Origin of the sequence: Collinsella sp. SGI.184 (genome assembly GCF_050313415.1) — a bacterium.
GTDB lineage: Bacteria > Actinomycetota > Coriobacteriia > Coriobacteriales > Coriobacteriaceae > Collinsella.
The window spans coordinates 16395-31632 of the sequence record NZ_JBNPLJ010000007.1 but is presented as its reverse complement, the minus strand read 5'-3'; the positions used below and the strand labels follow the sequence as shown (position 1 = coordinate 31632).

Sequence of the window (15238 nt, the reverse complement as noted above, 5' to 3'; positions counted from 1 at the left end):
CCTAAACGTTGTGTGCTTGTCGCACCCTTCTGTAGGTCCTAGCAATCGGGGCCCCGTAGTTCGAAAGGGGTCCACCTTTGAGTGAGATTCAGAACTCGTCCATTTTCTCTCTTGACGATGTCAACGAGGAGGAGATGAACAACCTCATCGACGGTACGATTACCGACTTTGATGAGGGCGATCTCGTTAACGGTACTGTCGTTAAGATCGAGCATGACGAGGTGCTCGTTGACATCGGATTCAAGTCCGAGGGCGTTATCCCGGTCCGCGAGCTGTCCATCCGCAAGGACGCTAACCCTGCAGACATCGTTGCACTCGGTGATTCCATCGAGGCCCTGGTTCTCCAGAAGGAGGACAAGGACGGTCGTCTGGTCCTTTCCAAGAAGCGTGCCGAGTACGAGCGTGCTTGGAACCGCATCGAGGAGAAGTTCAACTCCGGCGAGAACGTCGAGGGCGAGGTTATCGAGGTTGTCAAGGGCGGCCTGATCCTCGACATCGGCCTGCGTGGCTTCCTGCCCGCTTCCCTCGTCGACCTCCGTCGCGTCAAGGACCTCACCTCCTACATGGGCACCCGCATCGAGGCCCGCGTCATCGAGATGGACCGCAACCGCAACAACGTCGTTCTCTCCCGTCGCGTCGTGCTTGAGGAGTCCCGTAAGGCCGAGCGTTCCGAGATCCTGTCCAAGCTCAAGTCTGGCATGCGTCTCCAGGGCACCGTTTCCTCCATCGTCGACTTCGGCGCCTTCGTCGACCTCGGCGGTATCGACGGTCTCATCCACATCTCCGAGCTCTCCTGGAACCACGTCAACCATCCTTCCGAGGTTGTCAAGGTCGGCCAGGAGGTCGAGGTCGAGGTTCTCGACGTCGATCTCAACCGCGAGCGCATCTCCCTGGGTCTCAAGCAGACCACCGAGGATCCGTGGCGCGCACTGGTCAAGAAGTACCCCGTCGGCGCTATCGTCGAGGGCACTGTGACCAAGCTTGTCCCGTTTGGCGCTTTCGTCGATCTGGGCGAGGGCATCGAGGGCCTGGTGCACATCTCCGAGATGGCCAACAAGCACGTCGACCAGCCTTCTCAGGTCACCCACGTGGGCGACAAGGTTCAGGTCAAGGTCATGGAGATCGACCTCGACCGTCGTCGTATCTCCCTGTCTATGAAGTCCGCTGCTGAGACTCTGGGCGTCGAGATCGAGGTTACCCCGCTGCCTTCCGAGAAGAAGGACGAGGAGACCGACGCCGAGTAAATCGGTTTGACGATCACTTGCTTTAAGGGATCCGTCCGCAATGGACGGGTCCCTTTTTGCGTTTGCCGGTGAGGTGCGCAATGCTACTCGTGCGCAACGCTGTCCGGGCTGTTCACGGGGGCTATTGGGTTGTCGGTGCATGAAAATGCCGACATCCCGCCTCGGGGAGGAGGCGGGAACGCACCGAGTAGACGGAGGGGTGCGGAGCGCGGTCGCGTCTCGACTGGCGACGTTGCCCATCGACAACCCTATTGTACTGCATGGCATGGTTCTTGGTATATCGTGTCGAACGCTTGTGTTGTGCCTTTGCCTGCGGCAACGGTGTGTTACACTCTTGCACTGCTGAGTGGGCCAGACGGTCGCGCGATGTGCTGCTTGCGGCACGCGTGAGGAAAGTCCGGGCTCCAGAGGGCGGGATGCCGGCTAACGGCCGGGCGGAGTGATCCGACGGAAAGCGCCGCAGAAAAGAAGACTCCCACCTGCGCCGCAAGGCGTAAAGGGAAAAGCTGAAACGGTGGTGTAAGAGACCACCAGCGTCGTGGCAACACGGCGGCTTGGCAAGCCCCATCCGGAGCAAGCGCGAATAGGAACGCTATGGGCCGGCCCGGTCCGCGTTCGGGTAGCGTGCGTGGAGCTGCACGGTAACGTGCAGACAAGATAAATGACCGTTCACGACAGAACCCGGCTTATAGGCCCACTCGGCACTTTGTTGACGCTGCGAACCCGTCAGCGCGACAATCTGCCTTTCAAGCCTTCGGGCATGACCATAAGGTCAATGCCCTCGTCTTTCAAGGCACCTTGCTCGCGCTGACGGGTTCTCGCTTTCGTTGACGGAATCATCGGCGGTTCCGTTCTTGGCATCTCGCTGTTTTTGCCTGGTCATCGGCAGCCTCATTTCTGTTGCAATCTCGTCTTTCAAGGCACCTTGCTCGCGCTGACGGGTTCTCGCTGTTGGTGACGGCATCATTGGCGTTTTCGCTCTTGTTGGCGAGGACAACGGTGCTGTCTTTGCCGTATTATTGAGGCTGTTTGTTGCCGCGCTTAGTTTTGTTGAGGGGCTTTGTTGGACAGCTATTTTACTCTGCGATCGAATATTGAGGCTTCTGGCGAGTTTGTGGATCGCAAGAGCCGGTTTATTGCCCAGCTGGTCCATATTGAATCCGAGGATGAGGCGAATGCCTTCATCGAGATGGTTCGCAAGCGTCATTACGACGCTCGACACAATGTTCCTGCATGGATTTTGGTCGATGGACGCGAGCGTCAGAGTGATGACGGTGAGCCGAGCCGCACGAGCGGCATGCCGACGCTCGAGGTGTTGCGCGGCGCTGGACTCAAAAATGTTTGCTGCGTGGTGACGCGCTATTTTGGCGGCACGCTGTTGGGGCCCGGTGGCTTGGTGCGCGCCTATACCGCGGCGACGCAGGCGGCGGTGGCAGCTGCTCAGGAGGCAGGGCAGGTCGTTGAGATGACGAGCGTCGTGCCTGTTGACGTGCACGTGGCCTATCCGCAGTATGAGCAGGTGGTTCGTTTGGCGCAGGATTCGGGTGCCAAGGTTTCGGATACCGATTACGCGGATGCCGTGACGATTCATTTGGTGTTTAAGGCGGGGGAGCAGGAGCCGTTTTGCGCTAAGATGCGCGAGCTTATGGCGGGGCGCGAGGAGCTTGAGGTCGGCGCTCCCAAATTTGCCGAGTTCTAACGGCGACGGCCGGCGTGCTTTTGGATGAATCCCAAGCACGCCGGCCGTCGTTTTCTGTTGCCGCCGTTTACTCGGCGAACTGCTTTAGCACATCGCAGGCGATCTCGATGGCGTCGTCGATGCAGCCGGGGCAGCTGCGGAGCGGACCATTGTCCGATCCGATGCCCTTGAGCGTGCCGCAGACGGTCGTCGTGTTTTTCGTTTTAAAACGCTTGGCGATTTCGCGCGACAGCTTGTAAGTCTGGCCCTTGGTCTTGGGGTTATCCATGCCGTCGCTCATTACAAAGCCCATGATGGCCACGGCGCCCGAGATAGCGCCGCAGGTCTCGGTCATGCCGCCCATGCCGGCGCCAAAGCCCTCGGTGAGGATAAAGGCGGTCTGGGGGTCGAGCCCGACGGAGGGTGCGAGCGTGCAGGCGACGGCCTGTGCGCAGTTAAAGCCACGGGCGTGGTATTCGGCAGCCTGAGCCTGACAGGCGGTGATGTCGAGCTGGGCAGTATCGATTTGCTTCATCGTTGTCTCCTCGGTAACGGTGTACTCGCCTATGGTACCCTTGCCGATGCATTTGTTCATCGAAAGCCTCATGTATGCCTCATTTTTATCTATCGAATAAATGCCAAGATCTGCGATAAATGCCCCGGTTGATTTGTCCCATAACCTACCTTGGGGATGGGTTGAGAGGGGTGCGGGGTAGCGGTATCGTGAACCGGATAAAAATGTAACCCAGGCAAGGGAGCTAGATATGAGCGAGCAGACCATCGGTACGACATGTGTTCAGGGCGGCTATCACCCGGGAGACGCGGAGCCGCGCCAGGTGCCCATCTACCAGTCCACCACGTGGAAGTACGACACGTCGGAGCACATGGGCAAGCTGTTTGACCTGGAGGAGTCTGGTTATTTCTACAGCCGTCTGCAGAACCCTACGTGCGATCTGGTTGCCGCCAAGATCTGCGAGATGGAGGGCGGCACCGCTGCGATGCTCACGAGCTCGGGCATGGCTGCGAACTTCCTCGCGATCTTTAACGTGGCCGGCGCCGGCGATCATGTGGTCGCAAGCTCGGCCATCTACGGCGGTACCTACAACCTGCTTGCCCATACCATGGGTCGTATGGGCGTTACCTGCACGTTCGTTGCCCCCGATTGCACCGATGAGGAGCTCGAGGCAGCCTTTGAGCCCAATACCAAGCTCGTCTTTGGCGAGACGATCGCCAACCCCGCCCTTGCCGTGCTCGATATTGAGCGCTTTGCCAAGGCCGCGCATGACCACGGCGTGCCGCTGATGGTCGACAACACCTTCCCGACGCCCGTGATGTGCCGTCCCTTTGAGTGGGGCGCCGATATCGTTACGCACTCCACCACCAAGTACATGGATGGACATGGGGCCTGCCTGGGCGGCGTGATCGTCGACCACGGCCAGTTTGATTGGATGGCCCATGCGGACAAGTTCCCGGGTCTCACCACGCCCGATGAGAGCTACCACGGCGTGACCTATGCCGAGAAGTTCGGTCGCGAGGGCGCCTTCATTACCAAGGCAACCGCTCAGCTCATGCGCGACCTCGGCCCCATGCAGAACCCGCAGGCGGCGTTTTTCCTGAACAGCTCGCTCGAGAGCCTGCATGTGCGCATGCCGCGTCATTGCGAGAACGGCCTGGCTGTTGCCAAGTTCCTGCAGAGCCATCCCAAGGTGCGCTTCGTGAGCTATCCGGGTCTGGAGGGCGACAAGTACTATGACCTAGCTCAAAAGTACATGCCCAACGGTACCTGCGGCGTTGTGAGCTTTGGCTTTAACGGTGGTCGCGCGGCGGCCGAGACCTTTATGAAGAGCCTCAAGCTCGCTCAGATCGCCACGCATGTGGCCGACGCCCGCACTTGCTGCCTGCACCCCGCTAACGCCACGCACCGCCAGATGAACGATGAGGAGCTTATCGCCTGTGGCATCTCCGCCGACATGGTGCGCCTGTCGTGCGGCCTCGAGGACACGGCCGATCTGATTGCCGACCTTGAGCAGGCGCTCGAGCAGTGCTAGGCTAGCGTTCGTGCAAGGCGCCGATGCCGGCAGAAAGCTTCGGCGACCTTTAGCTCCGATACCGTAGGCGGGGCCCCAATCGCGACTGTTTGCAGGCGATTGGGGCCCCGTTTTTGTGTTGCGCCACTCGAAAGGATGGATATGGAGAAACCGCAGAGCAACTGCGCCACGAACACATAGCTGTTGAGGGGGACACCCATGGCAAGAACAAATGGGCGATTCTGTTTACGGTGCTCATCATGACGTTTATGGTGTGTCTGGATTCGACCGTCGTGACCGTGGCGCTGCCCGTGATGCAAAAGGTGCTGGGCGTGGGCCTCGATCGCATTCAGCTGGTAAGCTCGGTGTATCTGCTTGCGGCTTGTGCGGCGATGCGGCTTTGTGGTGCGATGCGGCTTGTGGGGCGGGCGGGGGTCGGTCCGTGGTAGACTATCGAGCAACGTTTATTAATCGCGCGGTATCGTTGCCGCGAGAAGGGGTTGCGCCATGCAGGAGCTTGAGGACCGTATTCGCCATGACGGCATCGTAAAGGCTGGTAATGTCCTTAAGGTTGATGCTTTCCTCAACCATCAGTGCGACGTTGAACTGTTTGACCACATGGGCGCCGAGTGGGCCCGTCTGTTCGAGGATGCCGAGATTAACAAGATCCTTACGATCGAGGCTTCGGGCATTGGAATGGCCTGCATCGCAGCCCAGCATTTTGGCGGCGTGCCGGTGGTCTTTGCCAAGAAGGCGCAGTCCATCAACCTCGACGGCGAGCAGTATGCCACGACTATCTATTCCTTTACCAAGCAGAAGGAGTACCCGGTCATCGTTGGCAAGCGCTTCCTGTCCGAGGGCGACAAGGTCCTGATTATCGACGACTTCCTGGCCAACGGATGCGCGCTCGAGGGTCTTATCAAGATCTGCGAGGCTGCGGGTGCCGAGGTGTCCGGCATTGGCATTGCGGTGGAGAAGGGCTTCCAGGGCGGTGGCGATAAGCTCCGCGAGCGCGGCTTCCGTGTTGAGAGCCTGGCCCGTATCGCCGATATGGACTGCGAGAACGGCGAGATCACCTTCGCCTAGGCTCGCAACACAAGCGATTGGTATGCGATGTGACAAAGGGACTGTCCCTTTGTCACATTTTTTGTATGAGGGGAGGTGTTGATATGGATGAGAACAAGATGGGATGGCGTGAGTATGCGCGCTATGTCGAGATGTCGGTCGAGGAGCTGGCGCGCGATTGCGAGGTGCAGGTGTTTCGCGCGACGGGTCCGGGCGGGCAAGGCGTGAACACGACGGACTCGGCGGTGCGCATGAAACATATCCCTACGGGGATTACCGTGACGGCGCGCGAGAGTCGCAGCCAGTTCCAAAATCGTAGCTGCTGTTTGCGTAAGCTGCGCGCTGAGCTTGAGCGTCGCGGGCGTCCACCGCGTCGACGCGTAAAGACCAAGGTGCCTCAGCGCTCTCGCCAGCGCAGACTTAATGACAAGCACTTCAACGCCATTAAAAAGGCCAACCGCCGCAAGCCGGGCGGGGAGGAGTGATCTTCTCGATAAGTTGCAGTGAAATAGGGGCTGTTTTGCGGCTTTACCTGCATAAACAGTCCCTATTTCACCCCAACTTAGGGGTGGTTAGCGGGTTGGGCTCCAGACTTGGAGGGCGCCGGGTAGGATGTCGACTTCGATGCGCGAGGCGATAACAGGTTCGCCGTCGGCCTGAATGGGGTAGTCGGGCTCCTCAAAGGTGAGCTCGGCATGGCGGCAGCGGCGTATGCAAACCGGCGGCAACTTGGTATGGTGGCCGTCCTTGGCCGAAAGAAACATGGGAAGCGCGACCGCGCGCGGAACGGGGCCGCAGGCGTAGCAAACGTCGAGCATGCCGTCACACGGGTCGGCGTCGGGACAGATACGATAGCCCGAGCCATAGGTGGGGCCCAGCTGAATCGCCATGATGATCGCCCTCACGCGCTCGGCGGGCGCGCCGTCAAAGCTGACTGTCATGGGGTAGTTGCGATAGCGCAGGCCAAACTGTTCAAGTCCCGAGAGGGTGTAGAGCGGAGCGCCGGTGAGGCCCGTCTTTTTGCGCAGCTCGGTGGTGCCTAGGCCGATGGCGGCGTCAATACCGACGGAGAGCGTCTGGTCGTAGTACTCAACGCAAGCCTCGCCGCTACCGCTTGCGGGGTTCCAGGAGCGAATGCGACCGATGTCCTGACGCTGCAGCTCGCAGGTGAGCAGCGCGCCAAAATCCTTGCCGGAGAAATCTTCTATACCGAGCGTTTGGGCAAAATCGTTGCCGGAACCCACGGGTAGGATGGCAAGAGCGGGGCGGGGGTCCTCCTTTTGTGCCATAAGCCCGTTGACGACCTCGTGGATCACGCCGTCGCCGCCAAGGGCGATAACGGTGCGATAGCCCTGAGCCTGTGCGGCCAGCTCCTTGGCGTGCCCCATACGCTCGGTCAATACCAGGTCAAACTGGGATGCGCGTGCAGTCATGTCCAAAAAGCGTTGCAGGCGCTCGGCAACTTCGCGCGCCGCACCCGATTGGGCGGCTGGGTTGGCGATGATGAGCGTTCGACCAAATTCAGTTGCGTGCATGGGCGACTCCCGGCGTATGGCGTGACGGTGCGGTCGCGCTCGGGTCGAATTGCCCCCCGATTGTGGCTGCACGGCGAATACTTACGTCTACTCTATCAGGTCGTTATGGCGCTCGATAGCATCCGCTACCGTACCGCCCTCATCCACTATAAGCGAACGGCGCTTGGGTGAGATGATGCGCTGGGCAGGGTACACGCCGCGGTGTCCGCCGGCGAGATAGCTGAGAAAGGCCACGATGACAAAGAACCCGGCGGCCGTGCCGTGGAACAGGTCGATGGCCATCATGCAGGTGGTGATGGGCACGTTAAGGCCGGCACAGAACACGCCGAGCATGCCGAGAGCCGCCAGAAAGCTGGGGTCGAGCCCGGTAAGGCAACCGATCCAGCCACCGAGTGCCGCACCGATGCCAAACAGGGGCGTGACCTCGCCGCCTTGGAAACCGGCACCCAGGGTGAGTGCCGTTACGACGAGCTTGATGGCGGCGTCGGCGAGGGTGGTGTTGCCGGCAAACCCGGCGCCCGAAAGCCACGTGGAAAGGCCGGCGTAGTCCCAGGCGTCGAGGAGAACATAGACAGCCAAAACCACGAGTGCGCCTATAAGTGCGCGAACGAGGTAATTGGTGATAAAGCGACCGTACAGGCTCTTGACGGTTCGAACCGACCAGGCAAAGAGGCGTGCCGTCAGACCGAAGATAATGGCGCTGATAACAACGATAACGACCGTTTTGGGCGTCATGGCGGGAACGCTGGCGATGGCATTCGCTTCGTACTCGGTACCCAGGGCGAGTGATGTAAAGTAGCCGGTAAACGAGGCGACCAGGCAGTAGATCCCTGCGGTGTAGTCGATCTTGCCGATAAAGCACATCTCCATGCCAAAGAAAGCTCCGGCAAGGGGCGAACCGAATACGGCGCCAAAGGCCGACGAGATGCCGGCGAGCATGAGGTCGTGGTGGTCATGCTTTTTGAGGTGGGCGAGGCTTGAGATGTTGCTGGCGATGGTGCCGCCAATCTGCACCGCGGCTCCCTCGCGACCGGCCGATCCGCCCGTTAGGTGCGTGAGCGTGGAGCAGACGAAGGTGAGGACGGCCATGCGCTTATGGATGAGGCGTGTGCCCAGAGCGGAGTCGATGACCAGGTTGTTACCGCGTTTGGCGGCAAGACCGTGGTTTTTGTACGCCCATGCGGTGGCAACGCCCACAACGGGAAGCAGCGCGTAAATCCACGTATGGTGCTCGCGATAGTCGGTCGCGATATTCAACGAGGCCAAAAACGCCCAAGCGGCAACGCCCATGGCGAGCGAGACGATGACGACGAGTACGAGCAACTTAGCGCTCGCGAGTAGGTTGTGGGCATTGCGGCGCGTGTCGGCAGCCAAGAGATGCTCGGAGCGGGTGAGCTGTTGCCTGCCTGCCATGATGACGTCGTTCAGGGAGAAAAAGCCGTCGTCGTCGAGCGGCTGGGAATGATCCTGCGCCTCGTTTGCGCTTTCGGGTTTGTCGGTAAAAGCCATACGTTCCTCTTTTAGGTTGCAACACGAGCATTATAGAACGTGCCAAACGTGACAAACCGGCAGGTTGGTTTCGGTTCTGTTTCGCGGCTTGCGGCCGACAGATGTATTCGAGAACGTGGGTCGTTTCGCCGTCGTGCGGCAGGGGATTATACTGAGACAAGCATAAAGAATTGGCGCCCCCGTTGTGCGCTGTGGCATTAAGAGGTGCATATGGCAGAGAAACTCATTCCGCTGGAGGACGCGCAGTCGATTGTTCTGTCGCACGTTGCTCCGACCGATTTCGTCGAGATTCCCGTGTGGCAGGCCGCCGGTCTTCCCTTGGCCGAGGACGCGGTGGCCGATATCGACATTTCGCCGTTTGCCAACAGCGCTATGGACGGATATGCCGTGCGCGCCGTCGACCTCGCCAAAGCGTCCACCGATGCGCCCGTGACGCTTTCTGTCGTGGGGCACGAGGCGGCGGGCCATGTCTTTGAGGGCGCAATCGGCGCGGGCGACACGGTTCGTATCATGACGGGCGCGCCGGTACCTGAAGGTGCCGATGCCGTGGTGAAGTACGAGATCGTCGATGTGCTCGACGGTGACGGCAACGAGGGTTCGCGTGTGAGATTCTCGGCGCCTGCCAAGGTGGGGGAGAACGTTCGATCGGCTGCTGAGGAAGCGCATACTGGCGACGTCGTGATGTACGCTGGAGAGGTTGTGGCTCCGGCGGGCGCCGGCTTGCTGGCGAGCGCCGGGTATGCGAGCGTGAAGGTGCATGCCGCGCCGCGCGTGGGCATTATCTCGCTGGGGACGGAACTGGTCGCACCGAGTGACGTGCCGGCGCGCGGGCAGATTCGCGACTCCAACTCGTCGGCGTTGATGGCCGAGGCGCTCGATGCAGGAGCCGAGCCCGTGTTCTACGGCATTGCGCCCGATGATGAGCAGGCGATTGCCGAGTTGGTGCATCGCGCCGCGCAGGAGTGCGATTTTGTCATTACGAGTGGTGGCGCCTCTGCGGGTGATTACGACTATGTGACGGCGCTCGTTCGGCGCGAGGGCGAGGTGCTGTTCGACCGCATCTCGATGCGTCCCGGCAAGGCCATCACGTTTGGCCTACTTGGGGGCAAGCCATATTTGGGACTTTCGGGCAATCCCGCGGCGGCGTATGTGGGCTTTGAGATGCTCGCCCGCCCGGCGATCCGCAAGATGCGCGGCTTTGCCGAGGGCGTGCGTCCCGTGCAGCAGGCGAAGCTCACACACGGCGTGAAGAAGCGACAGCATCGCCGCTTCTTCGATCGTGCCACGGTTTTGCGCGACCCCGAGACCGGTGAGCTGTTGGTGACCGAGGCCAAGACGCAGAATTCGGCGCTGCTCGGCACGATGCAGCGGGCCAACTGCCTGCTGCGTATTGGCGAAGGCCCGTGTGACCTCAAGGCGGGCGACGTCGTGGATGTCGTGCGTGTCGACTTGCCTGAGGGCACGGTGCTATAGGAGGAATGCTATGGAGCTGAAGATATCGATTGTGACGTGCTCGGATACGCGCGATCTTGCCCAGGACGAGGCGGGTGCTGCGCTCGAGGAACTCATCGCGGCGCAGGGCTGGGCGGTCGCCTCACATGTGGTCGTGCGCGACGACATCAGCGAGATCGGTGATGCCATTGTGGAAGCGGCCGATGAGTACCACGCCAATGTCGTGCTTACCTGCGGCGGCACGGGCCTTTCGATGCGTGACGTGACGCCCGAGGCGACGCGTGCCGTCTGCGACCGCGATGTACCGGGTATTGCAGAGGCAATCCGTGCGTACTCCATGACCAAGACGCGCCGCGCTATGCTTTCGCGCGCCGTGTGCATGCAGCGTGGGCATACGCTTGTCATCAACTTTCCGGGATCAACGAAAGCGGCCCGCGAAAGCTGGGAGGCTGTGAGCGACCAGCTGGAGCACGCAGCTCAAATGACGGCGGGGGGCGGGCACGCCAAATAAGCGCATTACCTGCGGCGGAGTGACCTTACGGGCTGCTCCGCCTTTTTTATGCAGCGACAGTGCGGGCCGTCTCGTGGTTATCGGTAAAGGAAAATTATTAGACGAGAAATATTTATCACAAACACTATTCGTGCAAAAGTATAATCTAGTAACAGAATAAAGCTTGCGGCGGGGTGCCCGGGCGTAGCGTTCGAAAGGGTTGAACATGTTCGATACGGTTTCTCGCCGCGGGTTCGTTTCACTTTCCGCTGTCGCCGCTGCCGGCCTTGGCCTTGCCGGCTGTTCCGGCAACAAGACGTCTGGGCCGACTGGCTCCGATGCCGGTTTTGCTAAGGCATCTTCCAAGAAGGCTGTCGAGCTGCAAGTCTTTGCTGCCAACTCGCTCGAGAAGGCCCTGCCCGAGGTTCAGAAGCTCTATACCGACCAGACCGGCACCACGTTTGCCGACACGCAGTTTAAGGCGTCTGGCGACCTTGTCGAGCAGATGCGCGCCGGTGCCGCCGTCGACGTACTCATCACGGCCTCCAAGGGCACCATGGATGACGCCGAGGCCGCCGAGCTCGTCGACGCCGACACGCGTGAGGACATGTTCGTCAACGACCTCGTGATCATTCGCGCCGAGGGCTCCGACACCAGGGTCGAGGCCATCGCCGACGTCGCGAACCTGGACGGCAAGATCGCCATCGGCGACGCCAAGACCGTTCCCGCTGGCAAGTACGCCAACCAGGCCCTGGCCTCCGTGGGCCTCTACACCGGCACCGAGGGCGACGACGGCGAGTATGCACCCGATTTCGCCGACAAGGTGGCTCTGGCCGACAAGGTCGGCACCGCTGCGTCTTACGTCTCTACGGGCGATTGCGTGGCCGGTTTTGTCTACAGCTCCGATATCTTCCGCTACGACGGCATCGAGGAGACCTTCGTGTGCCCCGAGGACTCGCACAAGCCCATCGTGTATCCCGGCGCTGTCGACGATATCTCCGAGCACGCCGACGAGGCCAAGGCGTTCATCGACTTCTGCCTGACCAACAAGAAAGCCCAGAAGATTTGGGCTAAGTACGGCTTTGAGCTTTCCGCGTAGTTCGCAACATCGCTGCATAACGATATGCTTGAGGGCGGGCGTTCTCGCGATCGCCCGCCCTTTTGATTGAACCGGCGTGTCCGCGCGCCGTTGCCCTGTGTTTGAGGAGTCGCCCGTGCCAAGGAAAACGATTCGCCTGCTCGCCGTGCTGGCTGCGGTTCTGTGCGTGCTGACCGCACCGCCCGGGGTTGCTCGGGCCGAGGCACTCTTCACCACCGCCGATGGCCGCCAGGCGACCGAAGATTCCGCGCTTATCGATGGCGTCGGGTTTGGCCTCAACGCGTTTGAGCGCAATGCCAAGGGCACGGCCCGTGCGTTTGCGGGTCAGCCCGAGGGCTACCGTTTTCCTATCTACAAGAAGACGACCCTCGTGACGGTGACGACGCCTGAGAGCATCGTGGTCTGGCTCGACGCCCATGCCGCCAAAGACGCGGGGCTCGATATCTCAAAGGCAGATGACCAAAAGGCGCTCAAGAAGATGCTCGTGGGGCTCGACAAGTCGCACTCCATGGGTGGGGCGTTGCTGGAGGACTCTAATCTCGAATGGGTCTTTACCTCGGATAACGCGCTGGTGCAGAGCGATTACCGCTATCAGTTTAAGGTGAAGGGCGGCAACGGCGATTACTACACGGTAGTGAATGCCGCCGACGCCGCGAATGCCGAGCTAGATTTGGGTGACGGCGTCCTGTGGAGCGATAACGCCGCCCTCGTGCGGTATGCGGACGTGTCGACGACGGTGCCGCCGTCGCTGGCGGAGCGCGCCGCAGCCTTCTTTGGCGACATCGACTATCGCCCGTTTTGGGTGTCCATTAAAACGAGCGGCCTTGCCCTGCTGATCTCCTTTGCGCTGGGCCTGTTTGCCGCGTGGAAGACTATGGGTACCTCGAGTCGCATCAAGGGCCTGCTCGATTCGGTTTTTACGATTCCTATGGTGCTGCCGCCCACGGTCTGCGGCTTTTTGCTCCTCATGCTGTTTGGCCGCTCGACCGGGGCGGGCCAGTGGCTCATCGCGCACGGCATCTCGATTGTCTTTACGTGGCCGGCGGCGGTGATATCTGCCGTGGTGGTGTCGTTTCCCCTGGTCTACCGTACGGCACTCGGTGCCTTCGAGAGCCTCGACACGCAGATGCTCGACGCCGCGCGAACCTTGGGATGGTCCGAACGTCGCATCTTTGCCAAGCTCATGATGCCGCTCGGCTGGCCCTCCATCGCCGCCGGCACGGTGCTCGCCTTTGCCCGCGCGATGGGCGAGTTTGGCTGCACCCTGTTCTTTGCGGGCAACTACGCCGGCATTACGCAGACCATTCCCATCGCCATTTACTTTGAATGGATGGGCGGCAACACGTCGGTGGCCCTCTTTTGGGTCGCCGTCGTGATCATGTTCTGCTTCCTGGTCATCCTGTTCATCAACATGTACACGGCGCATTCGCAAAAGTGCCGCGAGCGCGGCCTTTCCCGTGCGGAGCGCAAGCAGGCCAAAGATCTCGCCGGACAGGGCGATTCGCTCGACCCGGCGGGCGGCGATGCCTTGCGTATCGATCGCGAGGCGCTGGCCGAGCTCATGCGCGATGACGCCGTCTCGGAGGGAAGTCGATAGGCCATGTCGCTCGTTCTGGATATCAAAAAGCACTATCCCGGGTTTACACTCGACATGCAGCTTGAGGCCGGCGAGGAGCGTGTGGCGCTGCTGGGCGCCTCGGGCTGCGGCAAGAGCTGTACGTTGCGCTGCATTGCCGGCGTGGAGACGCCCGACGAGGGCAAGATCGTCGTCAACGGTGTGACCTTTTTTGACTCGGCGGCGGGCATCAACCTGTCGCCCCAGGAGCGAAAATGTGCCCTGCTGTTCCAAAACTATCAGCTCTTTCCCAACATGACGGTGGCCGATAACGTATGTGCCGGCGTAAAGGACGCGGGCGACGCCGCGGCGCGCAAAAGGTTGGCGGAGCGCTATCTGGGCATTTTCGGCCTGGCCGATTTTGCCGACCGCTACCCCGCGCGCCTTTCGGGCGGGCAGCAGCAACGCGTGGCGCTCGCCCGCATGGTGGCGGCGCATCCGGGCATCTTTATGTTCGACGAGCCCATGAGCGCGCTTGATTCCTATCTTAAGAGCGCCCTCGAGCAGAACATGCTCGACTTGTTCGATGTCTGCAACCGCACCGTGCTCTACGTGAGCCATGACATTGACGAAGCGTGCCGCCTCTGCCAGCGCATCTGCGTGATGCATAACGGGCATGTGGAGGAGATCGGCTCCGTCGAGGACGTGGTCCGCCGTCCGCAGACGCTGGCGGCGCTGCGCCTGACGGGCTGCAAGAACACAAGCCGCGCACGAAAGATCGGGCCCGAGGAAGTTGAGGCCCTCGACTGGGGCATGACCTTTAACGTGGGTCGCGAGGTTCCCGATAATGTGGTGTACCTGGGCATTCGCGCAAGTTACTTCCATGTGGACAACCGTGCCGAGCGGGGCCGCAACAGCTATGATTTGCACGTGGCCCGAGTGAGCGATTCGCGCTTTGAGCGCCTGGTGCTGCTGGACGTACCGCGCGTCGATGCGCCAACGCGTCTGCAGTGGAAGGTCAACAAGGTGAGCGTACCTGTCGACGGGCTGCCGCAAGCGGGCGAGACGCTGCGCATGCATTTTGATGCGAGCAGGATTCATTTGGTCTGTCGATAGCGCCGGGTAATGCCGTCGGGGATATAAGTCTCGGCGGCTTTGTCTTGCCGTTCGCCGAATGAGGGATGACAAATTCTTATCAATTAAGATAATTATTTATTAAACGACGGCACACGACGCTGTCGTACGACGATGCCGCGGGGGCTGCAAGCGTGGCTCTGTGCGGTACGTCCGACGAGGTGATTCCCGAGGGCGAGAAGGTGCTGCCGGCAAATCTGTGTCCGCTCATCAAGTCGACGTACGGCTTTGCCTACTCGCAAAAGTGCCCGTTTACGTACTTTAGCGACATGATCATCGGCGAGACCACCTGCGACGGCAAGAAGAAGATGTACGAGCTGCTGGGGGAGCTCAAGCGTACGCACATTCTGCATCTTCCTCAGGGTCGCGACCGCGCCTACGAGCGTGAAGGCTGGTACGAGGAGTGCCGCCTGCTCAAGGAGGAGCTCGAGGGCTTCTACGGCGGCTAAG

15 protein-coding genes and 1 other RNA gene are annotated in these 15238 nt (G+C 60.7%); 13 read left to right on the top strand and 3 right to left on the bottom strand.

The features are described from left to right. Positions 1-77: 77 nt before the first annotated feature. The 3 genes from rpsA (at position 78) to ACQRAJ_RS03750 (ending at position 2943) form a co-directional block, all read left to right on the top strand. A complete protein-coding gene (gene rpsA / locus ACQRAJ_RS03760; protein ID WP_154515317.1) occupies positions 78-1244 on the top strand; it encodes a 30S ribosomal protein S1 in 1167 nt (388 codons plus the stop codon). A gap of 343 nt (positions 1245-1587) precedes the next feature. Beyond that, positions 1588-1949: RNase P RNA component class A (gene rnpB / locus ACQRAJ_RS03755), an RNA gene on the top strand. A 355-nt stretch (positions 1950-2304) separates the two neighbouring features. Continuing rightward, positions 2305-2943: a YigZ family protein gene (locus tag ACQRAJ_RS03750; RefSeq protein ID WP_427747761.1), complete on the top strand. Its 639-nt coding sequence runs from the start codon at positions 2305-2307 to the stop codon at positions 2941-2943. 67 nt (positions 2944-3010) lie between these two features. On the opposite strand, the gene ACQRAJ_RS03745 is transcribed toward ACQRAJ_RS03750, so the two are convergent. Further along, positions 3011-3457 (bottom strand): C-GCAxxG-C-C family protein, encoded by a 447-nt coding sequence (locus tag ACQRAJ_RS03745; RefSeq protein ID WP_427747760.1) that lies wholly within the window; start codon positions 3455-3457, stop codon positions 3011-3013. 229 nt (positions 3458-3686) lie between these two features. Between ACQRAJ_RS03745 and ACQRAJ_RS03740 the strand changes: the two genes are divergently transcribed. The 4 genes from ACQRAJ_RS03740 (at position 3687) to ACQRAJ_RS03725 (ending at position 6499) form a co-directional block, all read left to right on the top strand. Then, positions 3687-4970 (top strand): O-acetylhomoserine aminocarboxypropyltransferase/cysteine synthase family protein, encoded by a 1284-nt coding sequence (locus ACQRAJ_RS03740; RefSeq protein ID WP_427719685.1) that lies wholly within the window; start codon positions 3687-3689, stop codon positions 4968-4970. 239 nt (positions 4971-5209) lie between these two features. Further along, on the top strand, positions 5210-5398 hold the full coding sequence (locus ACQRAJ_RS03735; protein ID WP_427747759.1) for a hypothetical protein: 189 nt from the start codon (positions 5210-5212) through the stop codon (positions 5396-5398). 58 nt (positions 5399-5456) lie between these two features. Further along, positions 5457-6035, top strand: coding sequence for a xanthine phosphoribosyltransferase (locus ACQRAJ_RS03730; protein WP_427747758.1), 579 nt, complete (start codon positions 5457-5459; stop codon positions 6033-6035). 83 nt (positions 6036-6118) lie between these two features. Next, positions 6119-6499 carry a peptide chain release factor family protein gene (locus ACQRAJ_RS03725; RefSeq protein ID WP_427747757.1) on the top strand — a complete coding sequence of 127 codons (381 nt, stop codon included), beginning with the start codon at positions 6119-6121 and terminating at the stop codon, positions 6497-6499. An 87-nt stretch (positions 6500-6586) separates the two neighbouring features. Here ACQRAJ_RS03725 and ACQRAJ_RS03720 read toward each other — a convergent pair whose 3' ends face one another. Together ACQRAJ_RS03720 and ACQRAJ_RS03715 are read right to left on the bottom strand one after the other, a co-directional pair. Continuing rightward, positions 6587-7549, bottom strand: a complete 963-nt coding sequence (locus tag ACQRAJ_RS03720; RefSeq protein WP_427747756.1) for a diacylglycerol/lipid kinase family protein — start codon at positions 7547-7549, stop codon at positions 6587-6589. Positions 7550-7636: 87 nt separating this feature from the next. Next, positions 7637-9058, bottom strand: a complete 1422-nt coding sequence (locus ACQRAJ_RS03715) for a chloride channel protein (protein WP_427747755.1) — start codon at positions 9056-9058, stop codon at positions 7637-7639. A gap of 210 nt (positions 9059-9268) precedes the next feature. Here ACQRAJ_RS03715 and ACQRAJ_RS03710 point away from each other — a divergent pair, with 210 nt between their 5' ends. The 6 genes from ACQRAJ_RS03710 (at position 9269) to ACQRAJ_RS03685 (ending at position 15237) form a co-directional block, all read left to right on the top strand. Beyond that, the gene (locus ACQRAJ_RS03710) at positions 9269-10531 is read left to right on the top strand and encodes a molybdopterin molybdotransferase MoeA (RefSeq protein WP_427747754.1); all 1263 of its coding nucleotides are present in this window, start codon (positions 9269-9271) and stop codon (positions 10529-10531) included. A 10-nt stretch (positions 10532-10541) separates the two neighbouring features. Further along, complete coding sequence (locus tag ACQRAJ_RS03705) at positions 10542-11021, top strand: MogA/MoaB family molybdenum cofactor biosynthesis protein (protein WP_427719679.1); 480 nt, start codon at positions 10542-10544, stop codon at positions 11019-11021. A 205-nt stretch (positions 11022-11226) separates the two neighbouring features. Then, positions 11227-12099 carry a molybdate ABC transporter substrate-binding protein gene (gene modA, locus ACQRAJ_RS03700; protein ID WP_427747753.1) on the top strand — a complete coding sequence of 291 codons (873 nt, stop codon included), beginning with the start codon at positions 11227-11229 and terminating at the stop codon, positions 12097-12099. A 115-nt stretch (positions 12100-12214) separates the two neighbouring features. Next, positions 12215-13696 carry a molybdate ABC transporter permease subunit gene (modB, locus tag ACQRAJ_RS03695; RefSeq protein ID WP_427747752.1) on the top strand — a complete coding sequence of 494 codons (1482 nt, stop codon included), beginning with the start codon at positions 12215-12217 and terminating at the stop codon, positions 13694-13696. Between the two features lie 3 nt (positions 13697-13699). Then, on the top strand, positions 13700-14770 hold the full coding sequence (locus ACQRAJ_RS03690) for a sulfate/molybdate ABC transporter ATP-binding protein (RefSeq protein WP_427747751.1): 1071 nt from the start codon (positions 13700-13702) through the stop codon (positions 14768-14770). Between the two features lie 152 nt (positions 14771-14922). Then, positions 14923-15237, top strand: coding sequence for a 2-hydroxyacyl-CoA dehydratase (locus ACQRAJ_RS03685; protein ID WP_427747750.1), 315 nt, complete (start codon positions 14923-14925; stop codon positions 15235-15237). Position 15238 lies beyond the last annotated feature (1 nt).